We start from the raw sequence: 22,812 nt of genomic DNA, 5'->3' as shown, positions 1-22,812 counted from the left end.
CGTCTGCTGTCGTAGTTCGGGTTGCACGCGCTGGACCCCTTTGTCTGTTGGGGAGGATCCGGATGCTCCGGATCCGAGCGGATGCTTCGGATCGTCCCGCGTGGTGGCGACGCCCCATGCGCTACACGGAGCGATCCGTCTGATCCGTTCTCATCCGGAGCATCCGCATCCCTCCAACGGCAAGGAGTGCGGGCGCGACGCTGGCGGCCGAGGACACGGAGCAGATCCGCAGCCCGCAGTCCGCAGCCCGTCGCGCTCCCCTGCCCGCCGCCGGGATTCGCTCTAGTTTCCCGGCATGCCCGACGTCGCCCCGCCTCCGTCCCCGCGCCTCTTCCTGGTCGACGGGTACGCCCTGATCTATCGCGCGTTCTTCGCGCTCATCTCGCGCCCGCTGCGCACCAGCCGCGGCGAGAACACCAGCGCCGCCTGGGGAATCGTCAACTTCCTCAACCGCCTGGTGACCACGCACAAGCCCGACTACCTGGGCTGGGTGCACGACAGCGGGTTGAGCTTCCGCCACGAGCAGTACCCCGACTACAAGGCGACGCGCGAGAAGCTCACCGACGAGCTGCAGGACGACTTCGACCGCGGCATGGAGCGCATCTGCGCGATCCTCGACGCGTGGCGGATCCCGATCCTGACGCTCAAGGGCTACGAGGCCGACGACGTCATCGGCTCGCTCGCGCAGCGCGGCGTGGAGGCGAACCTCAACGTCGTCGTCGTCAGCGGCGACAAGGACTTCCAGCAGCTCGTGCGCCCCGGCGTGTGGCTGCTGAACCCCGGCCGCGGCGGCCCCGCGGCCGTCGACGAGCAGTGGGTCGGCGTCGAGAACGGCAGCGAGCGCCTCGGCGTCCCGCCCGAGCGCACGATCGACTTCCTCGCGCTCGTCGGCGACACGAGCGACAACGTCCCCGGCGTGAAGGGGATCGGCGACAAGGGCGCGCAGGCGCTGATCCAGGAGTTCGGCGACCTGGAGGCCATCCTCGCGAACGTCGAGAACATCAAGGCCAAGCGCCCGCGCGAGGCGCTGCAGACGCAGGCCGCCGAGGCGCGGCTCTCGAAGTCGCTGGTGACGATCCGCACGGACCTCGACGTCCCGCTCGACCTCGAGAAGCTGCGCCTCGAGGAGCCGGACCGCGACGCGCTGAAGCAGCTGTACGTGGAGCTGGAGTTCACGTCGCTGGCGCGCGAGGTCGCGCTGCAGAGCGCGAGCTCGGCATCCGCCGCGGCGTCGCCCGCCGCGGCGAAGCCCGAGCGTGCGCCGACGCGCTACGAGACGGTGGACACGGTGCAGGCGATGCAGCGCCTGGTGGCGCGCGCGCGCAAGGCGCGCACGATCGCGGTCGATACCGAGACGGTGATCGACCCCGACGCGCCGTCGAAGGTCGATCCGCTGCGCTCGCGGCTCGTGGGCATCTCGATCGCGCTCGCGCCGGGCGAGGCGTACTACCTGCCGCTGGCGCACCGCGTGTGGACGCCCGCGCAGGCGGAGCTGGGCCTGGGCGACGGCTCGGCCGACGACGCGGCGCGTGCGGAGGATCCGAGCCGCGTCGAGATGGTGGGGGAGGACGGCGCGGTCGAGGGCATGTTGGATCTGGGGGGGGCCCCCGCGGCGGCCGCTCCACCCGCGCCCAAGAAGGCCGCCGCGAAGAAGTCCGCCAAGAAGACCCCCGCCAGCGAGCTCGCGGGCGCCGGCATCGCCGGCCGCATGCTCAGCGAGCGCGCGTACCCCGTGCGCAACCTCCCGCCGCTCGAGAGCGACGAGATGCGCCCGCTGCGCGAGCTGCTCGAGGACGCGAGCGTCTCCAAGACGCTGCAGAACGCGAAGTACGACATCCTCGCCCTCCGGCGCGCGGGGCTCACGCTGCGCGGCGTCGACTTCGACACGATGCTCGCCAGCTACGTGCTCGATCCGGGGCGCCGCTCGCACGGCCTCGACGTGCTCGCGCTGGAGCTGCTCGACCACACGATGACGTCGTACGAGGACCTGGTCGGCAAGGGGAAGGGCCAGCTCACCTTCGACGTCGTGCCCATCGAGGCGGCGCGCGACTACTCGGGCGAGGACGTCGACATCACCATGCGCCTGCGCGAGCTGTTCGAGCCGCAGCTCGAGGCGCAGGGGCTCACGGCGCTCTTCCGCGACATCGAGGTGCCGCTGATCGACGTGCTGGCCGAGATGGAGGCGCACGGCATCGCGATCGACGTCGAGTGGTTCCGGTCGCTCAAGACGCGCTTCCAGGCGGAGCGCGAGCGGCTGGAGCGCGAGATCTACGCCGAGGCGGGCGAGGAGTTCAACATCAACTCCAACCCGCAGCTGCGCACGATCCTCTTCGAGAAGCTCGGCCTCCCCTCCAAGAAGCGCACGGCCACCGGCCCGTCCACCGACGCCAGCGTGCTCACGGAGCTGGCCGACGAGGGCCACGTGATCCCGCAGCTGCTGATGGAGTACCGCGAGCTGTTCAAGCTCGAGGGCACGTACCTCGACACGCTGCCGGCGACGGTGAACCCCGAGACGGGGCGCATCCACACGTCGTTCGCGCAGACGGTGGCCGCCACGGGCCGCCTCTCGTCGAGCGATCCGAACCTGCAGAACATCCCGATCCGCCGCGAGCTGGGACGCGACATCCGCCGCGGCTTCGTGCCGCGCAAGGGATGGAAGCTGCTCTCCGCCGACTACTCGCAGATCGAGCTGCGGCTGCTCGCGCACCTGTCGCAGGACCCGGCGTTCGTCGCGGCGTTCCAGCGCGGCGGCGACATCCACCGCGAGACGGCGGCGATCATCTTCGGCGTGCCGCTGGAGCAGGTGACGAAGGACATGCGCGCGCGCGCGAAGACGATCAACTTCGCGACGATCTACGGGCAGGGCGCACACGCGCTCTCGCGCCAGCTCAAGATCAGCAACGCCGAGGCGCGCGCGTTCATCGACACGTACTTCGAGCGCTTCGCGGGCGTGAAGGGGTACCTCGAGAGCCAGGTCGAGTTCGCGCGCGACCACGGCTACGTCGAGACCATCTTCAAACGCCGGCGCTACATCCCGGAGCTCAAGGAGCGCAACTTCAACATCCGCGCGTTCGGCGAGCGCGTCGCGCAGAACGCCCCCATCCAGGGCTCGGCCGCGGACCTGATCAAGATCGCGATGATCCGCATCGCCGACGCGCTGCACGCCCCGGACGTGAACGCGCGGATGCTCCTGCAGGTGCACGACGAGCTGGTGTTCGAGGTCCCGGGCCCCGAGGTCGAGGCGGTCACCGCGCTCGTGCGCCGCGAGATGGAGGGCGCGGCCACGCTCTCGGTGCCGCTGGTGGTGGACGCGGGGGTCGGCGACAACTGGCTCGAGACGAAGGGCTGACCGGTCGCGCGGTCGCGTGCCGCCCGGCGACCGCACGGCGTCCGCGCCGGGTCGGGCGGCGCACCGCGTGAGGCCGCCGGCCACGATCGGCCACCGGGCGCTCGTGCATTTTGCGACGTTCCGGGCCGTTCGCCGGGGGGCGGCGCCCACACCGGCACTGCCGTCGCGACGCCAAGTCGTGACGTTCCAACGAGATGCGTCGTATCCCGCGGGACGGGCACCGGCGTTGCCAGTGGGCGACGTAGCCTCGGCGCCGTTCGGCCGCCCTCCGTCCGGAGACCCCCCATGCTCCTCCAGCCCTCCTCGCCCCGCCCCGGGGCCACCTCCCGCCGCCGCACCTCGCGGCGCGCCGGCTTCTCGCTCATCGAGCTCCTGATCGTCGTCGTGATCATCGGCATCCTGGCCGCGATCGCGATCCCGGCGTTCGCGAACACGAAGGGCAAGGCGCTCGTCGCCAAGGTGAAGAGCGACCTGCGCCAGGTGGCCACGGCGGAGGAGGGCTACTTCTACGGCAGCGGCACCTACACGACGGACCTCGGCGTCCTCGGCCTCACGCCGTCGCCCGGCGTGACGCTGACGATCGTCTCGGCCACGGTCGCGGGCTGGTCGGCCACGGGCACGGCCGCCGGCGCCAACCCGACGACCTGCGCGATCTTCTACGGCAACGCCGCGCCGGTCGCCCCCGCGACGATCGAGGGGCAGCTGACCTGCCAGTGATGGCGACGCGGTGCCTGTGGTGACGCGCCGGTGACGCCGGACCAGGACCGCCGGCGCTTCTGGCAGGGACCCCGGGTGGTCCAGCCCGACCCCGTGCCCTGGCGCGAGTTCGCCCGCCGGTACGACGGGATGGTGTACGCGATGGACGGCGGCCTCTGGCTGCACCGCCACGTCTGGAAGGGCACACCGATGGCGCACCTGGTCTCGACGGACCGCGAGGCGCTGCTGGCCTACGGGCGCGCGGTGGGGATGCCGGCGGAGCGGCTGCAGGACAAACCGCTGCGCGACCCCCGCACGGGCGAGCGCCGCCCGGCCTGGCACTGGGACCTGGTCGGCCGCTTCCTGCCGCCCTGAGGCTCGGGCTGTCGCACCGCGTGGCGTGTCGCAGGCGCGGGCTGCGGCTCCCACCGATCGCGGCCGCTGCGGAGCCCCAGACGGCGCGATGCGCGTCGGGTCTCCTTGCTGCGATCGGAGGTCGCCTCCGCCCACACCTGCGCCCCGCCCCGCCACAGGGAGTCGCGTCGGCGCTCAGCGCTCGGCGCTCGACGCTCGACGCTCGACGCTCGACGCTCACACGATGATCGCTTCCTCTTCGACCCGCTGCGCGTACGCCCGCCCCGCCGCCACGTCCACGCGCGTCAGCAGCAGCATCCCCACCACGAAGAACACGATCACGCTCAGGATCGCGCTGCGGCTCGTGCCGCCCAGCTGCACGACGACCGCGAACAGCAGCGGGCCGAAGATCCCCGAGAACTTCTCGAACACGCCGAAGAAGCCGAAGAACTCGCCCGAGCGGTGCGGCGGCACCATCGACGCGAACAGCGAGCGGCTGAGCGCCTGCGTGCCGCCCTGCACCATCCCCACCAGCAGCGCGAGCAGCATGAAGTGCGTCGCCGTGCGCATCCCGTAGCCGAGGATCGCGATCACGACGTACACCGCGAGGCCGAGCATCACCGCGCGCTTCGCGCCCAAGCGGTCGGCGAGCGCGCCGAACGCGAACGCGAACGGGATGCCGACGAACTGCACCACGAGGATCGCGGCGATCAGCGCGCTCTGCCCGATGCCGAGCTCCGAGCCGTACGCGGTCGCCATCTTGATGATGGTCTGGATGCCGTCGTTGTAGACCGCGAACGCGAGGAGCAGCAGCATCGCCTGGCGGAAGCCGCGCAGCTCGCGCGCGGTGTGCGCCAGTCGCACGAACGACGCGCCGATCGCCGACAGCAGCGCGCGCCCCGCGGGCTCGCCCGGCTCGCGCGTCGCGGGCGGCTCCGCCACGCGGCGCATGATGGGGATCGTGAACACGAGCCACCACACGGCGACCGACAGGAACGCGAGCCGCGTCGGCAGCGTCGCCTGCGCACGCGTGAGGTCCGGCCCACTCGGCAGCCCGAAGCTGCCCGGGAGCTGGATCCACGCGAGGTTGAGCGCGAGCAGCACGCCGCCGCCCAGGTAGCCGAGCGCGTAGCCGGCGGTCGACACGCGGTCGATCTCGTCGGCGCGCGCGACGTGCGGCAGCAGCGCGCCGTAGAACGCCATGCTCCCCGACGCGCCCACCATCGCGATCGCGTACAGCGCGGACGCGCGCGTCACGTCGCCGTGGCCGATGGTGAACATCCCCGCGCACGCGGCCGCGCCGACCAGCGCGAATGCGGCGAGGAAGCGCTTCTTCGCCGCGGAATGGTCGGCCAGCGCGCCGAGCATCGGCGACAGCGCGACGATGACGACCATCGCGATCGTGTTCGCGTACGCGAGCTGCTGCGCGCCGCGCCCCGGCGGCAGCCCAGCGCTCGCCACGCGCACGAAGTAGATCGGGAAGACCGCGGCCATCACGGTCGTCTGCATCGACGACACGGCCCAGTCGTAGGTCGCCCAGGCGCGCAGCTCGGCGCGGTGGAGGCCGAGGCGCTGGAGGAAGGCGGGCATGGAGCGCGATGTGGCGCCGTCTGGCGCGGCGGGGGGAGGCGGGAGAGGCGCGGCGCCCGCAGATTACCCGCGATGCCATCCCCCAGCCAGCGCCGCGCCCGCTTCGTGACGGCGGGCGTCGCCAGCCTCCTCGCCGTCGCCGCGTGCGAGCGGAAGTCGCAGCCCGAGCGCGTGGACAGCGTGATCCCCGCGCCGCCGCTTCCCGACGCGCCGCCGCCGCCCGCCCCCGTCGCGACGTCCACCTGGGACGCGCAGGCGGGGCTCGCGCTCGTCGTGCCGGGCGAGCAGGGCGACGTGCGGCTGGTGGTGCCGGGCACCGGCGCCGGCGCGCCCGCCGACACTGCGGCGGGCGCCGCGGACGCGGTGCTCCCGGGCGAGGTGCTGCTCGTCTCGCGCGTCGGGGTGGCGGGGCGTGCGCGCGCCGAGCCGGTGGCCGCCGCGCCGACGGGGAGCGCGTGCGGCAGCTGGCCGGCGGCGCGCCTGGGCCCCGCCTCCGGCGCGGACGCGGTCCCGCAGTGGACCGTCGGCCTGGTGCAGCCGGCCGGCGGCGCCACGCCGGTCGCCGCGCTCCCGCTCGACTCGCTGCACGGCCTCTCGCCCGCCGACTCCGCGTCGCTCGCGGCGGCGGTCACGCGGCTGGCGTCCGAGCTGCCGGCGGACAGCGCGTCGCGCGCGCTGCGCGGGCTGCCGTTCGTGGTGCGCACGGCCGGCCGCTTCCGTCCCGACTCCACGGCCGAGACGGTGGTCGCGGTGCTGACGCGCGCGCTGGCGCAGGAGGCGTCGCCCATCGGCGAGGTGATCCTGCTGGTGGCCGAGCGGCCGCTGGACCTGAGGACCGGCCGCTGGGCGACCGCCTACCACGAGCGCGCGGTCGGCCGCGAGGAGGTGCTCCCGGCGGCCGAGGTGCTGGCGGCGCTGCGCATCGGTGAGCCGGGACGTCCCGCGCTGGTGGTCGCGCGCGTGGGCGAGGACGGCAGCCGCTACTCGCTGCTGGAGCGCGCCGCGCCGGGCCGCTGGCAGGTGCGCTGGACGAGCGTCGCGCGCGGCTGCTGAGACGCGCGCGCTGGCGCTGGTGAGGCGGCGCACGTCGCCGCCTCGCCGCTCCCTTGGCCGCGGGCTACGTTCCCGCGCCATGCCTCTCTCCGCCGGTCCGCGCGCGCCGCTCGTGGGCGCGCTGCTCGTCTTCACGCTCGCGGGCGCGTGCGCGCCGCCGCTGACGCCGGTCGCCGCACCCGCGCCACAGCCCGCGGCCGCTCCGGCGCCCACGGCGGCGGCGCCCGCCCCTGTACCGCCGCCCGCGTCGCCGGACGTCGTGATGCCTGACGCGGTGGCCGAGTCGCTGCTGGTGGACGTGCAGCGCGTCGACTCGACCATCCGCGTGGACGTGCGCTACGCGACGCCGTACAACTTCGTGGGCGAGGTGCTGCCCGGGTACGACGCGCCGCGCGTGCTGCTGCGCCGCGAGGCCGCGGCCGCGCTGGGGCGCGTGCAGGCCGCGCTGCAGGCCGAGGGGCTGGGGCTCAAGGTGTTCGACGGCTACCGCCCCGTGCGCGCGACGGCCGCCATGGTCGCGTGGACGCACCGCGTGCAGCGCGAGGACCTCCTCCGCGACGGCTACATCGCGGAGCGCAGCCGCCACAACCTCGGGCTCGCGGTCGACCTGACGCTGGTCGATCTCGCGACCGGCCGCGAGCGGAAGATGGGCACCGCGTTCGACACCTTCTCGCGCGCGGCGCACACCGCGAACGCGACCGGCGAGGCGGCCGTAAACCGGCAGCGGCTGGTGCGCGCGATGTCCGCGGAGGGTTTCACGAACCTTCCGGAGGAGTGGTGGCATTTCAGCTACGACGTGCCGGATCCGCTCCGCTTCGACCTCGTGATCCGGCCGGTGCGCGACCAGTGAGCGCAGCGACTCCCGACCTCTTTCCCGGTTCTCCCATGTCCACCGTCCGTCGCCGTTCGCCCCTGCTCGCGGGCGCGCTCGTCGTCGCCGTCGCGGGGTGCGCGCGCAGCGCCCGCATGACCGACGAGCACGCCGGTCACACCGAGACGACGCGCACGAGCACGTCCACCACCACCACGACCACCATCACGACGGCGAAGGGGCTGCCCGCCGGCGCCGCCGAGGCGCGCGCCCGCGTCGACAGGTCGCCGCGCCACGGCGAGTGGGCGATGGTGCGCACGCCGGCGGGCGACAGCGTGCGCGCGTGGGTCGTCTATCCCGAGCGCGCGACGAAGGCGCCGGTCGTGCTCGTGGTGCACGAGATCTTCGGCATCAGCCCGTGGATCCGCGCCGTGACCGACCAGCTGGCGGCCGAGGGGTTCATCGCGATCGCGCCCGACCTCCTCACCGGCAAGGGCGTCGGCGGCACGGCCGACTCGGCCGACGCGACGGCAGCCGTCGCCGCGGTCCGTCAGCTCCAGCAGGCCGAGGTGCAGGCGCGGCTGCAGGCGGTCGCGCAGTACGGCATGGGCCTTCCGGCAGCCGAGAAGCGCTACGGGATCGTCGGCTTCTGCTGGGGCGGGTCGACGGTGTTCGCGCACGCGGCCACGGCGCCGGGGCTGGGCGCGGCCGTCGCGTACTACGGCGGCGTCAACACGGCGCAGGTCGATCTCACGAAGGCGAAGGCCGCGGTGCTCGGCCTCTACGGCGAGAACGACGCGCGCGTGAACGCGACCATCCCGGCCGCCGACAGCGCGCTGAAGCGGGCCGGCGTGCCGTGGGAGTCGGTCGTCTACCCGGGCGCGGGGCATGGCTTCCTGCGCCAGCAGGACGGGCAGAACGGCGCCAACATGGCCGCGACCGAGAAGGCGTGGCCGAAGACGATCGCCTGGTTCCGCCAGCACCTCGAGGCGCGCTGATCGCGGCGGCGACGGCGGTGCTTGCCGGGCGCGACCTCGCGCCCTGATCTTGCACCGCCCGTCCCCGTTCGCCGCCTCCTTCCGAAGGTCATGACCGCCGTCTTCGTCGCCTGCTTCGTCCTCGGGCTGCTGCTCGCCGTCTACGTCATGCTGCACGGCGTCGAGCGGCCGGCGCCGCCCGCGACGCGCGCGCCGCACGAGGTGGGCGGCGGTCACGACCCGCGCACCGAGCCGTCGCCGCTCCTCAACCGTCAGAACGTCGCCGCGTTCGTCACCACCTTCGGCGTCGGCGGGTACCTCCTGGAGCGCTTCACCACCCTCGGCACGCCGGCGACGGTGGGGCTCGCGCTGCTGATGGGCGCGGCGGGCGCCGGCCTCTCGCTCGTGCTGTTGGCCGCCTGGGCGATCCCCAGCGTGCGGCGCGACGTGGTCGACGAGCGCTACCTGATGCAGGGGCACCCGGCGCGCGTGACGCGCGACATCGCGGTGGACGGCGAGGGAGAGATCGCGTACGAAGCCGACGGCCGCACGTGGACGGTCGGCGCGCGCAGCTGGGACGGCGCCGCCATCGCGGCCGGCACGGAGGTCGCCATCGAGCGGGTGGAGGGTGGCGTGGCCTATGTCGAGCAGTGGGCAGAGGTGGAAGCGCGGCTCTAGGTAGGGGGCATCATGTCGGACGCGGCCATCTTCATCGGCGTCTTCGGAGGGCTGTTCGTCCTCCGCATCATCGCCGCGACGGTCTTCTTCCTCCTCCTGCTGCCGGAGGGCGACCGCTGCCTGAACTGCGACGCGCCCACGCTGCGCGTGCAGCCGGCGTTCTGGCACCGGTGGGTCCCGTGGCTCCGCCCCAGCTGGTGCATGGAGTGCGGCTGGAAGGGGTGGCTGCGCAGCGGCGCGCTGACGCCCGTCGCGACCACGCCGCCGGCGCTCCCCACGCCCGGCTCGCTGTCGAAGCAGGTCGACCGGTAGCCACGGTCGCCACCCGCACGTCGGAGGTCGTCGTGTCGCCTCGGTTCACGCGCCATTCCCTGCGCCTTGCGATCCTCGTCGCCACGCTCGCGACGCTCGGCGCCTGCAGCAGCGACCGTACGCCCGCGCCGGTCGAGCCGGCGCCCCTCGCCGACGAGGCGCTGCGCGCCGACGTGACGAGCGTCGCGACGGCGGTCGGCCTGCTCGCGGCGCCGCCCGGCGCGACCGTCGACGGCGTCGCGCTCGATCGGTTGCCCGCGGAGCTGCGCCTGACCGACGACCAGCGCGCGCGCATCGACGCGCTGCTGCGTGCGTTCGCCACGGCCACGCGTGCGGACGTCGAGGCGGTCGCCGCGATCGTGAAGCGCGCGGAGGCCGCGATGCGCGCGGGCAAGCCCGCCGCCGAAGTGCGCGCGATCATGGCCGAGTCGAACGCGGCGCGTGCTCGGCTCGACGCGGCGGCGCGCGCGCTGCAGGCGGACATCGCGGCGGTGCTCACGCGCGAGCAGCGCGCGTGGATCGACGCGCAGCGCGCGAACCGCTGCGAGCGCGGGAGCGCGGTGCAGCTGAGCGGCGAGCAGGTGGCGCGCATCCACGCGCTGCTCGAAGCGTTCGAGACCGCGCACCGGGCCGACCTCGAGGCGCTGGCGGGGATCGCGCGCGAGGTGCAGGCCGCGCGTCAGGCCGGCAAGAGCGACGCGGAGCTGCGCGCGATCCTCGCGCGGTCGACGCCGATCCGCGACCGGCTCGCGGCGGCCGAGGCGAAGCTGCGCGCCGACATCGACGCAGTGCTGACGCCGGAGCAGCGCGCGTCCGGCTGTCCGGTCGCGCTCCCCGCGCCGCGCGGCGGCTGATGCGCTACCCGTGAGGCGCTACCGGCTCGACACGCGCAGGTGCAGCCACTCGGGCCAGTTGCCGCTCAGCTCGAAGAAGTCGTCGTAGTACACGAGGCCGAGCTGCTCCAGCTCCGCGACGAGCGCGCCCAGCGCGTCCTCGTCGTGGATCGGGCCGATCGCCACGAGGTCGCCCTCGACGCGGAACTCGTCCGGCGTGAGGCCGAGGCGTTCGTCGAGCGCCGCGCGCACCAGGTTCGCGCGCTCGTACGCGGCGCGGCGGAAGACGAGCGTCGGATGCGACGCGGGGACTTCGAGTGGCATGGGGACGGAAGGGGTGACGGGAGGCGCGTGCGGCGGATGCGTCAGGACGCGGGGCGGCGCGGCCACTCGCGCGACAGGCGCGACATCAGCACCGCCGCCCGCTCGGCCGCCATGCGCAGCGAGGGGAGCGAGACCGACTCCTGCGGCGAGTGCGCGCCGCGCCCGCTCACGCCCAGGCCGTCCATGCCGGGGATGAACGGCGCGACGAACGACACGTCGCCCGCGCCGCGGCTGCTCGCGTCCTGCGCCTGCACCGCGCCGTAGCCGAGTGCGCGGCTCGTGCCGTCGAACGCGGCGACGAGGCGCGCGCCGGCGTCGGTGGCGGGCATCGCGGGGTAGCCGTCGGTGAACGTGATCGTGCTCGTCGCGCCGTTCAGCGGCCGCGCGACGATCGCGCGCATCGCGGCGCGCGTGGAGTCCTTCTGCGCCTCGCGCAGGAAGCGGAGATCGCCGCGCGCGACGAACGTCGGCGCGATGATGTTGGTCTTCCCCTCGGACGTGATGCGCGTCAGCGACGTGTCGGTGGCGGCCGCGGTGCCGCCGCCCACGAGGCCGACGTTGAAGGTGAGTCCCGGCTGGCCGGAGAGCGTGCGCCGGAACTCGTCGATCACGCGCGCGCCCTCGTAGATCGCGCCGTAGCCCGCGCCCTCCGAGAAGACGCCCGCGGAGTGCGCCTGGCGCGCCTTCACCTCGAGCGTCCACGACGACGAGCCGCGGCGCGTGACCGAGATCTGCGACCGCGAGCCGCCCTCGAACGCCAGCGCGACGTCGCTCGCGCGCGCGAGGTCGGTGAGCGTGGTGCGCGCCGCCGCGATCGGCTGGCCGGGCGCCTCCTCGTCGCCGGTCATGATGACGGTGACGTGCATGCGCTCCAGCTGCCCGGCCTCCTTGAGCGCGCGCAGCGCGAGCACCATCGCCACGTCGCCGCCCTTCATGTCCCCGGTGCCGGCGCCGCGCGCGATCGTGTCCTGGCGCACCCACTTCTGGTCGTCGCCCTCGAACACGGTGTCGAGGTGCCCGATGAGCAGCAGCCGCGCACCCTGCCCCGGGTGCTCCGCCACCAGGTGCCCCGCGCGCCGCATGCCCGCGGGCGCGTCGACCCAGCGCGTGCGGAAGCCGAGCTGCTGCAGCTCGGTGGCGAACAGGTCGCCCACGCGCCGCACGCCGGCCAGGTTGTGCGTGCCGCTCGGGATGTCGACGGCGCGCGCCAGCAGGTCGATGGAGGCGTCGTAGTGCGCGCGCACGGCGTCGCGCATGCGCGTCTCGTCGGCGGTGAGCGTCGTGCTCGCCGTCGGCGCGGCGGCGGAGGGCGCCGGCGTGGCGGCGGCAGGCGCACCGGACGGGCGCGCGGCGGGCGCGCAGCCGCCGGCGAGAACGGCGGCCAGCGGGGCGGCCAGCGCGGCGGCGGTGGCGGGGCGGCGGGGGGATCGCATATGCTGATTCTACGGCGTGCGCCCGGTCGGCGCTGCGCCGCGAGGAGTCGCATTTAGTCGCATGAGGCGATGAACGACGCGCGCGCAGCGTTCGAGGAGACGTACGACGTCGTCGTGATCGGCGGCGGGCACGCGGGCGTGGAGGCCGCCGTCGCCGCCGCGCGGCTGGGCGCGCGCACGGCGCTCGTCACGAGCGCGCTCGAGACCATCGGCCAGATGTCGTGCAATCCCGCGATCGGCGGCGTCGCGAAGGGCGTCGTGGTGCGCGAGGTCGATGCGCTGGGCGGCGTGATGGGCCGCGCGACGGACCGCGCGACGGTGCAGTTCCGGATGCTGAACCGCGGGAAGGGCCCCGCCGTGTGGTCGCCGCGCGCGCAGTGCGACCGCGGGCTCTATCGCCGGGCGGTGCGCACGCTCCTCGAGGCGCAGCCCGGCCTTGTCACGCTGCAGGGCACCGTCGCGCGGCTCGTCTTCGACGGCGCGCGCGTCGTCGGGCTGGAGACGCTGGAGGGGCGCCGCATCGGCGCGCGCGCGGTCGTCATCACGACGGGCACCTTCCTGCGCGGGCGGCTGCACATCGGCACGACCACGGCGATGGCCGGCGGCCGCGCGGGCGAGGGTGCCACGACGCACCTCGCGGAGCAGCTGGAGGACGCCGGCCTCACGGTCGCGCGCTTCAAGACGGGGACCCCGCCCCGCATCGACGGCCGCAGCGTGGACCTCGACGCCCTCGTGCGGCAGCCGAGCGAGCTGGCGGAGTTCGACTATCGCTGGAGCCACTTCTCCGCGCCTGGTGACCCGAGTGCGCTGCCGCAGCTCCCCTGCTGGCTGACGCACCTGGAGGCGGAGGGGAAGGCGCTGATCGCGGCGCACATCGGCGAGAGCGCGATGTACGGCGGCGCGATCGCGGCGCGCGGGCCGCGCTACTGCCCGTCGGTCGAGGACAAGATCGTGAAGTTCCCCGACGCGACCCGGCACCAGCTCTTCCTGGAGCCCGAGGGGCACGACACGGCGGAGCTGTACGTCAACGGGCTCTCGACGTCGCTGCCGGCGCCGGTGCAGCTGGCGATCCTGCGCACGGTGCGGGGGCTGGAGCGCGCGGTGATGACGCGCGCCGGCTACGCGATCGAGTACGACTACTATCCGCCCACGCAGCTCGATCCGACGCTGCGCGTGAAGGCGCTCGACGGGCTGTGGCTCGCCGGCCAGATCAACGGCACCACGGGCTACGAGGAGGCGGCGGGCCAGGGGCTGCTGGCGGGGCTCAACGCGGGGCTCGCGGCGCTGGAGCGGCCGCCGCTCGTGCTGGGGCGCGAGACGTCGTACGTCGCGGTGCTCGCCGACGACCTGGTGACGCGCGGCGTGGACGAGCCCTATCGCCTCTTCACCTCGCGCTCGGAGTTCCGGCTCACCATCCGCCAGGACAATGCGCTGCGGCGCCTCTCGGGCGTCGGCGAGGCGCTGGGCCTCTACGCGCCCGGCGAGCTGGCGCAGGTGCACCGCCGTCTGCAGGCGGAGGACGACCTGCGCGCGCTGGCGGAGCGCACGAGCATCCAGCCGTCGCAGGCGTCGCCGGTGCTCTCTCCTCCTGGAGAGAACCTGCCCGCGCACGCGGTGAAGGTCGCGGAGCTGGCGCGGCGGCAGGGCGTCTCGCTGCACGCGCTGCTCGTGGCCGCGGGCGTCGATGCGCCGATCGATCGCGAGGCGGCGGTGACGGCGGAGCTCGAGCTGAAGTACGCGGGCTACTTCGCGCGCGAGCGGCAGGCGGCGGAGCGGCTGGCGCGCCTCTCGAGCTTCGCGCTGCCGGCGGACCTGCCGTACGACGCGCTGCTCTCCCTCTCGTTCGAGGCGCGGCAGAAGCTCGCCGCCGTCCGTCCCGAGACGCTGGCGCAGGCGGGCCGCATTCCCGGCGTGTCGCCGAGTGATCTGCAGGGGCTCGTGTTCGAGGTGGAGCGCCGGCGCCGCGCGGGCGGCGACACTTCCCGCGTCGCCGCCGACTGAGGTTCGTCGGCCGCGGCGTCGGTCCGGCACGCGGCTGGCAGCTAGGGCGGGCATGCGACCGCTCCCGCTCCCCCGCCCCGGCGCGCCCTTCGGCGTGCGCGCCCCCCACGCTCCCCGCGCCGCCACGCTGCTGGCGGTGCTCGCCCTCGCTCGCGCCGCCGTCGCGGGTGCGCAGGCCACCGTCCCCACGACCTTCGCCAGCGCGGTGCCGACACCCGCCCCGCTCAAGGCGCCGGACCTCGCCGCGCCCGCCGTGCGCGTCGTCGACCTCGCTCCCGATGGGCAGGAGCGCGGCTGGCTGGGGGTGGAGCTCCAGCGGGTCCAGAGCGGGCTCGCGGTCTCCGTCTCCCGCTCGGCGCTCCGCATCGCCTCCCCGAACGCCCGCGTGGTGGCGGTGCGCGCGATCCTCGCGGACGCCGACACGACGCACGGCTGGAAGGTGCGCGCGGTCAGCCTCCCGGTGGCGGCCGCGAAGCTCGTGGGCTGCGTCGACGGCCGGCTGGCGAACACGGTGCGGCTGGACATCCCGACCAGCGGCGCCGACGCCCTGCGCGGCACCCGCCTCGCCTTTGAGCTGGTGGGCCAGGTGCGGGCCCCCGGGGAGCGGCGCTGGTCGCGGGTGTCGGAGCGGCGGATCGCGGGGCCGGTGCTGGCGGGCATCGCCCCCTGATGCGATTGGACGGGCGGTGGTGGGCCACCGCCCGTCTTGCAACCTGCTGGAACCTGCTGGAACCTGCGGGAACTCGGGTGACCGGCGGGCGCGCGTGGGGTAGCATGCGGTCGAGTGCCACGCCGCACGCGTCGCGATCCGCGCGGGGCCGGGCGTGGCGCCTTCCCTCCACGCCCACACCATGCGCCTCGCCTCGTTCGTCGTTGCCAGCTCGCTCGCCAGCTCGCTGACCCTTGCCGGCCCCCGCGCCGCCATGGCGCAGGCCCCTGCCCCGGCGCCTGTGGCCGTGATCCCCTCGGCCGGCATCGCGGTGTCCGCGGTCGGCGAGGAGCAGATCACCCCCGACCGCGCCCGGCTCTCGATCGGCGTCCAGACGCAGGCCGCGACGGCCGCGGACGCCTCCACGCGCAACGCGCGGCTGCAGCGGGCGATCTTCGACACGCTGCGGGCGCTGGGGATCGCCAGCGAGCAGCTGACGACGAGCGGCTACAACGTCTTCCCCGAGCAGGTCTACGACCAGCCGACGCGCCGGACGCGGATCACGGGCTACAACGTCCAGAACACGGTGATCGTGGAGCTGCGCCGCATCGACCAGGTGGGCCCGGTGCTGGACGCGGTGCTCTCGAAGGGGGCGAACCTGGTCTCCTCGCTCCAGTTCTACTCCTCCGAGGGCGAGGCCGCGCGGCGCCGGGCGCTGTCGAAGGCGGTCGAGCGCGCGCGGGCGGACGCGGAGGCGATGGCGCGGGCGGCCGGTGGTCAGCTCGGGGGCTTGCTGGAGCTGTCGTCGGTCTACGAGCCGGTGCGCCCGCGGCCGATGGACATGGCGGTGCGTGCGATGGCCGCGGAGGCGGGGGCGCAGACTCCGATCTCGGAGGGGACGCAGACGGTGGCGGCGACGGTGACGGCGCGGTGGGCGTTCGTGCCCCGGTGATGTGGTAGCGTCGGGGCGCGCCGGAGCGCGTCGGGAGCGTTGGCGTGCGGCACCCGACGGTGGAATAGTCGGGTGCCGCTTGCTTTCACGTGGCACGTTTATGGTCGAGCCTGCCTTGCTTTCACGTGGCACACTGCGGCCTCGGCACTCCGGTCATTCTGCCACCCTCGTACGCTTACGATCCTCTCCGCGCGCCCCCATGGTCCACGTCTTCCTGCTCGGATACGCCATGGGCCTGATCGTCGGCGAGGGCTCCTTCAGCTGGGATGGCCGCCAGCCAGCCCTGTCGGTTCGCCTCCACGCCCGTGATCCCGAGCCCCTCCGCCTCCTCGAGCAGGTCTTCGGTGGGCGCGTCTTCGGCCCCTACCAGAGCCAGGGCCGCCACTATTCTGTATGGCACCTGCGCGGTGAGCCGCTCCGCCAAGCGCTCCCGGTGCTGGAGCGCTACCTTCCGCCCTCCCACAAGCGCGAGCAGTTCCTCGTATGGCGCGCGGCCCACTACGGCGCGCTCCAGCTCGAGCCCCATGACTTCCGCGTGCCTGCTGCACACCTGCCGTGACCCGCGTCATCGCCATCGCGAACCAGAAAGGCGGGGTCGGTAAGACGACCTCCGCCGTCAACCTCGCCGCCTCCCTCGCGGTGGCCGAACAGCGCACGCTGCTCATCGACGGCGACCCGCAGGGGAACGCCACCAGCGGCATCGGCATCAGTCGCGACGCGCTCGGCGCCACGCTCTACGACGTGCTCCTGGGCGAGGCCACGATCGACGAGGCGCTCCACCGCGGCGTCCAGTTCGGCCACCTCGACGTCCTCCCCGCGACCCCCGATCTCGCGGGCGCGGAAGTCGAGCTCGTCGACCGGCCCAACCGCAGCGAGCTGATGCGCTCGGCCCTGGCGCCGGTCCTCGATCGCTACGACTACGTCCTGATCGACTGCCCGCCCTCGCTCGGCCTCATCACGCTCAACATGCTGGCCGCCGCCGACGCGCTGCTCATCCCCGTCCAGTGCGAGTACTACGCGCTCGAAGGGCTCTCGCAGCTGCTCAACACGGTGCACCTGGTCCAGCAGGGCGTGAACCCCCGCCTCGCCATCGACGGCGTCCTGCTGACGATGTTCGACAACCGCCTCAACCTCTCGCGCCAGGTCGCCACCGACGCCCGCGAGTACTTCGGCGCCAAGGTCTTCCAGAACGTCATCCCGAGAAACGTCCGTTTGGCGGAGGCGCCCAGCTTCGGGAAGCCGATCATCCTCTACGACGTGGCCTCGATCGGCGCGCAGGCCTACCTCCAGGTCGCCCAGGAGCTCATCGCCCGCACCACGAGCGGCGCCCTCGCGGCCGCCACCACGCCCGCCGCATGAGCGCCCCTGACAAGCAGCCGCGACGCCTCGGCCGCGGCCTCGAGGCGCTCCTCGCGACGCGGCAGGCGGTCGAGCAGCCGACCCCCGAAGACCGCTCCGCTCTCAAGAGCCTCCCACTCGGCCAGATCCGTCCGAACCCGTACCAGCCCCGCAAGGAGTTCCGCGCGGAGGACCTGGCCGACCTCGAGGCGAGCCTCCGGGCGACCGGGCTGCTCCAGCCCGTCACCGTCCGCCGCGCGCGCGATGGGCGCGGCTACGAGCTGATCGCCGGCGAGCGGCGCTTCCGCGCTGCGACGCGCCTGGGCTGGCCCGAGATCCCGGCGATCGTCAAGGAGATCGACGACCAGACGCTCCTAACGCTGGCGATGGTCGAGAACCTCCAGCGCGCCGATCTCAACCCGATCGAAGAGGCCGAGGGCTACCAGCGGCTGTCCGAGGAGTTCAACCTCACCCAGCAGCAGATGGCCGAGGTCGTCGGGAAGGACCGGACGACGATCGCTAACTGCATGCGGCTCCTGGGTTTGCCCGCTTCTGTCCGGCGCATGGTGTCCGACGGCTCGCTCACCAGCGGCCACGCCCGCCCACTCCTCGCCCTCGGCCGCGAGCACGTGATCGTCGACCTCGCCAAGGAGATCGCGGCCAAGGGCCTGAGCGTCCGCGAGGTCGAGCGCCGCGTCCGCGAGAGCGCCGGCCGGCCCGCCAAGCCCGCCGACGTCGCCGGCACCCGCGACACGCGCCCGGCCGAGGTGCGCCGGATCGAGGACCACCTCCGCCGGCACTTCGGGACGGACGTGAGCATCACCCTCAGCGACGCCGCCAAGGGCGAGATCCGGATCTCCTTCTACTCCGCCGACGACTTCGACCGCGTGATCGAGCTCTTCGGAACCCGGCCGGACTGACCCTGCGTTCTCCACGCGACCACTACGGTTGTGGAAGACTTCTCCACAGCCGCACAAGTCGTTGCCAGACAACAGATTGCGAGTTTTGCACGATGCGTGAGCGGCGGTTCTCCACAGTTCTCCACATCGGCCGCCTCGTCCATGTCGGCGTGGCCGCGCTCGCCATGGCGGCCTGCGGCGGCGATGCGAAGCCGAAAGCCGACTCTGCCGCCAGCGGCGACGCGCCCTTCCGTGTGGCGCTCCTGACGCCGGGGCCGATCTCCGACCAGTCGTGGAACGCCGGCGCCTTCAACGGCCTCAAGGCGATCAAGGACTCGCTCGACGCCCAGACCAGCCACATCCAGACGAAGACGCCGGCGGAGTTCGAGGAGAACTTCCGGCAGTATGGCGCGCAGGGCTACGCGCTCGTCTTCGGCCACGGCTTCGAGTTCCAGGACGCCGCCCTCCGCGTGGCGCCGAGCTATCCCAAGACGATCTACGTGACGACGTCGGGGAACTCGACGGCGGCGAACGTGGCCGGGATGACCTTCGCCTTCGAGGAGGCCAGCTATCTCGCCGGGATGGTCGCGGGAGCGATGACGAAGACCAACGTCGTCGGCGCGATCGGCGGCACCGAGCTCCCGCCCGTGAAGGCGAGCTTCGCGGCCTTCGCCGCCGGCGCGAAGGCGGTGAACCCGAAGGTGCGCGTGCTGACCTCGTACATCGGCAACTGGGACGACGTCAGCGCCGGCAAGGAGCAGGCGCTCGCGCAGATCGGCCAGGGCGCCGACGCGGTCTTCCAGAACGCCGACGCCGCGGGCCTCGGCATCTTCCAGGCGGCCAAGGAGCGCGGCGTCTACGCGTTCGGCGCCAACTCCAACCAGAACGGCGTCGCGCCCGACGTGATCCTCGGCTCCGTCGTGATCGACCTGCCGCGCGCATTTCTCACCGTCGCGCGCGAGGTGAAGGCGGGCGGCTTCAAGCCGCGCGTCGTCGACCTCGGGATGAAGTCGGGCGTCGTGCAGCTCGTCTACAACCCGCAGCTCGAGTCGCGCATCCCCGCCGCCACGCGCGCCGCCGTCGACAGCGCGCGCGTCGCGATCGAGGCGGGCACGCTCAAGCCGCTCGGCGACACGCCCAACTGGGCCGACGTCACGAAGCCCGCGCCATGACCGCCACGCTCGACGCGATCGTCGCGCACCTCGACGCGACGCTGCGCACCCCCGAGATCCCCGACTACTCGGGCGCGCTGAACGGCCTGCAGGTCGCGAACGCGGGTACGGTGTCGCGCGTCGCCGCGGCGGTGGACTTCTCGCGCCCCGCCATCGAGGGAGCGATCGCGGCCGGCGCATCGTTGCTGCTCGTGCACCACGGGATGTTCTGGAACGGCGCGCAGCCGTTCGTCGGCGCCGCGTACGAGCGCATGCGACTGCTGCTGGCGCACGGCCTCGCGGTCTACGGCTCGCACATCCCGCTCGACGTGCATCCCACCCTCGGCAACAACGCGCGCCTCGCGTCGTTGCTCGGCCTCGCGCCGAGTGGTGGGTTCTTGCGCTACAAGAACATCGAGGTGGGGCTGAGCGGCGAGTCGGACCTCGACACCGCGGAGCTGGCGGCGCGCGCCACCGCGTTCGCCGCGCGGTACGGCCACACGACCGTGCACACGCCCATCGCGCCGGGACGTCGCACGCGCCGCTGGGGGATGTGCACCGGCGGCGGCGCGTCGATCGACTCGCTGCGCGAGGCCTCGGAGCGCGGGCTCGATACGCTGATCGTCGGCGAGGGCCCGCACCACACCGCGGTCGAGGCGGTGGAGCGCGGGATCGTCGTGATCTACGCGGGCCACTACGCGACCGAGACGCTCGGCGTGCAGGCGCTCGGCGAGGAGATCGAGCGCACGTTCGGCGTGCCGTGGTCGTTCGTGGGCGAGCCGACGGGGCTCTGACCGCCGCGCGACCTTCCGCGCGGCCCGCATCCGGGAGAGCTTTCCCCACGTGGAGACCATCCTTTACGCCACCGGCGTGGCGCTCGGCGCGCTGCGCGTCGTGCTCCTCGCGGGCGCGGTGCTCGTCGCGGCCGCAGCGGGCCTGAGCTGGGCCGCGCGCACGCGGCGCCTCTCGCCGTTCAGCGGCGTCGCGCGCCTCACGCGCTCGCGCATCGACCCGATGTTCCAGCCGATGGAGCGGCGCATCCTGCGGGCCGGCGGCCAGCCCGCGCACGCGCCCTGGTGGACGCTCGCCGCGGTCGTCGTCGGCGGCATCGTGCTGCTGTCGCTGCTCGGCTTCGTCCGCAACGAGCTGCTCGGCGCCCTGTACGCGGTGCAGTCCGGACCGCGCGGGCTGTTCGCGCTGCTCGTCGCGTGGACGTTCGGCATCCTCAAGGCGGCACTGTTCGCCCGCGTGATCTCGAGCTGGTTCCAGCTGTCGCCATACTCGCGCTGGATCCGCTGGGCATTCGTGCTCACCGAGTGGATGCTGCGCCCGCTGCGGCAGGTCATCCCCACGCTCGGCATGGTCGACCTCACGCCGCTGGTGGCGTACTTCGGTCTCACGCTGCTCCAGGGCCTGCTGCTGCGCGGCATCTGAGCGGCATCTAGCCCCGCCCGCGCGGCCGCGCTAACGTCGCGAAGCTCGTCGCGGACGTCTCCAGCCCCTCCCGATCATGGCCGGCTACTCCGGCAAGCCGCTCGGGCAGAAGCTCGGCATCAAGGCCGGCCATCGCGTCGCGCTCGTCGATGCGCCGCCCGACTTCGCCGACACGCTCGCGCCGCTCCCCGACGACGTCGTGCTCACCTCCACGCGCGGCGACGGCGCTGCGTCGGCCGACGTGCTGCTGCTGTTCGCGCGCCAGGCCGCCACGCTCGCGCCCGAGCTGGAGACCGCCGCCCGCGCGCTGCCGCGCGGCGCGATGCTCTGGGTCGCGTGGCCCAAGAAGGCGTCGCGCCAGCCGACCGACATCACCGAGGACGTCGTGCGGCGCCTCGGGCTCGCGACGGGCCTCGTGGACGTGAAGGTGTGCGCGGTGGACGACGTGTGGTCCGGCCTCAAGTTCCTCCACCGGCGGGTGACGTCATGACGACGAGCGTGCAGGACGCGCTGGAGGTGCGGCCGTTCGCGCCGCGTCCGATCGTCGCGCGCGACGTGCTCGCGCATGACGGCTGGCGCCTGAAGCGCTACGCGATCACGGTCGACGACGCGCCGCTGCCGTGGGACGCGTTCGACGAGGGCGTCGCGACGGCGCTCGCCACCCTGCCCCGGCCCGCGATCGCGCCGCGGCGCTTGGGCGTCGGCTTCCTCATCGCGCACCGCGGCCGCGGCGCCGACTACCTCGTCCTCGGCTGGTGGAGCGAGGAGAACGAGCTGCCCGTGCGCGTGCTGCGGCGCGACCAGCGTCCCGGCGCGTCGTGGCGCCCCGCGCGCGACGGCGAGTCGTTCTGCGTGTGGGACCTGCAGGTCATCGCGTTCGAGCGCGACGCGTGGGTCGACACGGTGATGACGGACGACGCCGACCGGGCGCCGCTGGCCGCGCGCGTCGACGCGTACCTCGCGCGGTGGCTGTCGTCCCCCGCGCACCACGGAGCCGCCTGATGCCCGCGACGCTGCTCGCGCTGCTGGACCACCTGCGCTGGGCCGACGTGCGCGCGCGCGAGTCGCTGCAGTCGCTGCCCGCGACGTCGCCGCGCACCGAGGCCGCGCGCGCGCTGTACGCCCACGTCGCCGCCGCGGAGCACGTGTGGCTCGCGCGCCTGCAGGGGCGTGCGCCCGAGCATCCGGTGTGGCCGCAGCTCTCGCTGGGCGAGGCGGCGACGCTGGCCGCGGAGACCGCCGACGCGCTGCGCGCGCACGTCGACGCGCTCGACCCCGACGCGCTCGACGAGCCGGTCGCCTACCGCACCACCACCGGCGAGCCGCATCGCAGCACGGTGCGCGAGATCGTCGCGCACGTCGCGCTGCACGGCAGCTACCACCGCGGGCAGATCGCGCTCATGGTCCGCGAGGGCGGCGGCACGCCGCTGCCCACGGACTTCATCCTCTGGGCGCGCGGCGCGTCGATCCGCCGCGACGCCTGACCCCATCCCCACCGCGCGTCCCATGGTGCAGAGCGCCGCCGCCACCGTCGACGAATATCTGGCCGAGCTGCCGGAGGAGCGCCGCGCCGTCGTCGCGGCGGTGCGCGATCTCGTGCTGCAGCACCTCCCCGCCGGCTACCGCGAGACGATGGGCTTCGGGATGATCTGCTACGGCATCCCGCTGAGCGAGTATCCCGACACCTACAACAAGCAGCCGCTGTGCTACGCCGCGCTGGCGGCGCAGAAGCGCCACTACGCGCTCTACCTGATGAACGTGTACGGCGACGGCGAGGACGAGCGGCGGCTGCGCGAGGCGTTCGCGGCGCGCGGGCTCAAGCTGGACATGGGCAAGTCGTGCCTGCGCTTCAAGCGGCTCGACGACCTCGCGCTCGACGCGGTGGGCGCGACCATCGCCAGCACGCCGCCGGCAACGTTCATCGCGCGCTACGAGGCGAGCCGCCGGAAGTGACGCGTGCGACCACGCGCGACCACGC

25 protein-coding genes are annotated in these 22,812 nt (G+C 73.7%); 22 read left to right on the top strand and 3 right to left on the bottom strand.

Going from position 1 to position 22,812, the window contains the following annotated elements:
• Window positions 1-295 precede the first annotated feature (295 nt).
• The 3 genes from polA (at window position 296) to rosag_RS05285 (ending at window position 4,420) form a co-directional block, all read left to right on the top strand.
• Complete coding sequence (gene polA / locus rosag_RS05295; RefSeq protein WP_284349007.1) at window positions 296-3,349, top strand: DNA polymerase I; 3,054 nt, start codon at window positions 296-298, stop codon at window positions 3,347-3,349.
• Window positions 3,350-3,634: 285 nt separating this feature from the next.
• Entirely contained in the window at window positions 3,635-4,066 is a 432-nt protein-coding gene (locus rosag_RS05290) for a type IV pilin protein (RefSeq protein ID WP_284349006.1), read from the top strand.
• A 30-nt stretch (window positions 4,067-4,096) separates the two neighbouring features.
• The gene (locus rosag_RS05285; protein ID WP_284349005.1) at window positions 4,097-4,420 is read left to right on the top strand and encodes a hypothetical protein; all 324 of its coding nucleotides are present in this window, start codon (window positions 4,097-4,099) and stop codon (window positions 4,418-4,420) included.
• A gap of 216 nt (window positions 4,421-4,636) precedes the next feature.
• On the opposite strand, the gene rosag_RS05280 is transcribed toward rosag_RS05285, so the two are convergent.
• Window positions 4,637-5,989, bottom strand: coding sequence for an MFS transporter (locus tag rosag_RS05280; RefSeq protein WP_284349004.1), 1,353 nt, complete (start codon window positions 5,987-5,989; stop codon window positions 4,637-4,639).
• A 72-nt stretch (window positions 5,990-6,061) separates the two neighbouring features.
• On the opposite strand from rosag_RS05280, the gene rosag_RS05275 reads away from it, so the two are divergent.
• From rosag_RS05275 to rosag_RS05250, 6 genes are all read left to right on the top strand, one after another.
• Window positions 6,062-7,042: a hypothetical protein gene (locus tag rosag_RS05275; protein ID WP_284349003.1), complete on the top strand. Its 981-nt coding sequence runs from the start codon at window positions 6,062-6,064 to the stop codon at window positions 7,040-7,042.
• Between the two features lie 79 nt (window positions 7,043-7,121).
• Complete coding sequence (locus tag rosag_RS05270) at window positions 7,122-7,892, top strand: M15 family metallopeptidase (protein WP_284349002.1); 771 nt, start codon at window positions 7,122-7,124, stop codon at window positions 7,890-7,892.
• Between the two features lie 35 nt (window positions 7,893-7,927).
• The gene (locus rosag_RS05265) at window positions 7,928-8,851 is read left to right on the top strand and encodes a dienelactone hydrolase family protein (RefSeq protein WP_284349001.1); all 924 of its coding nucleotides are present in this window, start codon (window positions 7,928-7,930) and stop codon (window positions 8,849-8,851) included.
• 90 nt (window positions 8,852-8,941) lie between these two features.
• Complete coding sequence (locus rosag_RS05260; RefSeq protein WP_284349000.1) at window positions 8,942-9,508, top strand: NfeD family protein; 567 nt, start codon at window positions 8,942-8,944, stop codon at window positions 9,506-9,508.
• A gap of 12 nt (window positions 9,509-9,520) precedes the next feature.
• Window positions 9,521-9,820 (top strand): hypothetical protein, encoded by a 300-nt coding sequence (locus rosag_RS05255; protein ID WP_284348999.1) that lies wholly within the window; start codon window positions 9,521-9,523, stop codon window positions 9,818-9,820.
• A 32-nt stretch (window positions 9,821-9,852) separates the two neighbouring features.
• Window positions 9,853-10,674, top strand: a complete 822-nt coding sequence (locus rosag_RS05250) for a Spy/CpxP family protein refolding chaperone (protein WP_284348998.1) — start codon at window positions 9,853-9,855, stop codon at window positions 10,672-10,674.
• Window positions 10,675-10,692: 18 nt separating this feature from the next.
• Here rosag_RS05250 and rosag_RS05245 read toward each other — a convergent pair whose 3' ends face one another.
• Both rosag_RS05245 and rosag_RS05240 read right to left on the bottom strand, forming a co-directional pair.
• The gene (locus tag rosag_RS05245; protein ID WP_284348997.1) at window positions 10,693-10,977 is read right to left on the bottom strand and encodes a hypothetical protein; all 285 of its coding nucleotides are present in this window, start codon (window positions 10,975-10,977) and stop codon (window positions 10,693-10,695) included.
• Window positions 10,978-11,018: 41 nt separating this feature from the next.
• Window positions 11,019-12,410 (bottom strand): M20/M25/M40 family metallo-hydrolase, encoded by a 1,392-nt coding sequence (locus tag rosag_RS05240; RefSeq protein ID WP_284348996.1) that lies wholly within the window; start codon window positions 12,408-12,410, stop codon window positions 11,019-11,021.
• Window positions 12,411-12,479: 69 nt separating this feature from the next.
• Between rosag_RS05240 and mnmG the strand changes: the two genes are divergently transcribed.
• The 13 genes from mnmG to rosag_RS05175 all read left to right on the top strand — a co-directional run bounded on the left by mnmG (window position 12,480) and on the right by rosag_RS05175 (window position 22,787).
• Window positions 12,480-14,411 carry a tRNA uridine-5-carboxymethylaminomethyl(34) synthesis enzyme MnmG gene (mnmG, locus tag rosag_RS05235; RefSeq protein ID WP_284348995.1) on the top strand — a complete coding sequence of 644 codons (1,932 nt, stop codon included), beginning with the start codon at window positions 12,480-12,482 and terminating at the stop codon, window positions 14,409-14,411.
• A 94-nt stretch (window positions 14,412-14,505) separates the two neighbouring features.
• Window positions 14,506-15,081, top strand: a complete 576-nt coding sequence (locus tag rosag_RS05230) for a hypothetical protein (RefSeq protein WP_284348994.1) — start codon at window positions 14,506-14,508, stop codon at window positions 15,079-15,081.
• A gap of 181 nt (window positions 15,082-15,262) precedes the next feature.
• Window positions 15,263-16,012, top strand: coding sequence for an SIMPL domain-containing protein (locus rosag_RS05225; RefSeq protein WP_284348993.1), 750 nt, complete (start codon window positions 15,263-15,265; stop codon window positions 16,010-16,012).
• A gap of 199 nt (window positions 16,013-16,211) precedes the next feature.
• Window positions 16,212-16,571: a hypothetical protein gene (locus rosag_RS05220; protein WP_284348992.1), complete on the top strand. Its 360-nt coding sequence runs from the start codon at window positions 16,212-16,214 to the stop codon at window positions 16,569-16,571.
• Window positions 16,568-17,371 (top strand): ParA family protein, encoded by an 804-nt coding sequence (locus rosag_RS05215; protein ID WP_284348991.1) that lies wholly within the window; start codon window positions 16,568-16,570, stop codon window positions 17,369-17,371. The genes rosag_RS05220 and rosag_RS05215 overlap by 4 nt, the downstream gene beginning before the upstream one ends.
• Window positions 17,368-18,270, top strand: coding sequence for a ParB/RepB/Spo0J family partition protein (locus rosag_RS05210; RefSeq protein ID WP_284348990.1), 903 nt, complete (start codon window positions 17,368-17,370; stop codon window positions 18,268-18,270). Before rosag_RS05215 ends, rosag_RS05210 begins: the two co-directional genes overlap by 4 nt.
• A gap of 149 nt (window positions 18,271-18,419) precedes the next feature.
• On the top strand, window positions 18,420-19,421 hold the full coding sequence (locus rosag_RS05205; RefSeq protein ID WP_284348989.1) for a BMP family lipoprotein: 1,002 nt from the start codon (window positions 18,420-18,422) through the stop codon (window positions 19,419-19,421).
• Window positions 19,418-20,194 (top strand): Nif3-like dinuclear metal center hexameric protein, encoded by a 777-nt coding sequence (locus rosag_RS05200; protein ID WP_284348988.1) that lies wholly within the window; start codon window positions 19,418-19,420, stop codon window positions 20,192-20,194. Before rosag_RS05205 ends, rosag_RS05200 begins: the two co-directional genes overlap by 4 nt.
• Before the next feature lie 49 nt (window positions 20,195-20,243).
• Window positions 20,244-20,834 carry a YggT family protein gene (locus tag rosag_RS05195; protein ID WP_284348987.1) on the top strand — a complete coding sequence of 197 codons (591 nt, stop codon included), beginning with the start codon at window positions 20,244-20,246 and terminating at the stop codon, window positions 20,832-20,834.
• Window positions 20,835-20,910: 76 nt separating this feature from the next.
• Entirely contained in the window at window positions 20,911-21,324 is a 414-nt protein-coding gene (locus rosag_RS05190) for a DUF3052 domain-containing protein (RefSeq protein WP_284348986.1), read from the top strand.
• On the top strand, window positions 21,321-21,836 hold the full coding sequence (locus rosag_RS05185) for a hypothetical protein (RefSeq protein ID WP_284348985.1): 516 nt from the start codon (window positions 21,321-21,323) through the stop codon (window positions 21,834-21,836). The genes rosag_RS05190 and rosag_RS05185 overlap by 4 nt, the downstream gene beginning before the upstream one ends.
• Complete coding sequence (locus rosag_RS05180; RefSeq protein WP_284348984.1) at window positions 21,836-22,318, top strand: DinB family protein; 483 nt, start codon at window positions 21,836-21,838, stop codon at window positions 22,316-22,318. Before rosag_RS05185 ends, rosag_RS05180 begins: the two co-directional genes overlap by 1 nt.
• Before the next feature lie 22 nt (window positions 22,319-22,340).
• Window positions 22,341-22,787: a DUF1801 domain-containing protein gene (locus rosag_RS05175; protein WP_284348983.1), complete on the top strand. Its 447-nt coding sequence runs from the start codon at window positions 22,341-22,343 to the stop codon at window positions 22,785-22,787.
• Window positions 22,788-22,812 lie beyond the last annotated feature (25 nt).

Origin of the sequence: Roseisolibacter agri, assembly GCF_030159095.1 — a bacterium.
In the GTDB taxonomy this organism is placed as follows: Bacteria; Gemmatimonadota; Gemmatimonadetes; order Gemmatimonadales; family Gemmatimonadaceae; genus Roseisolibacter; species Roseisolibacter agri.
Note: the sequence above shows the minus strand (reverse complement) of the source record. Positions and strands in the feature narration are given on the sequence as shown.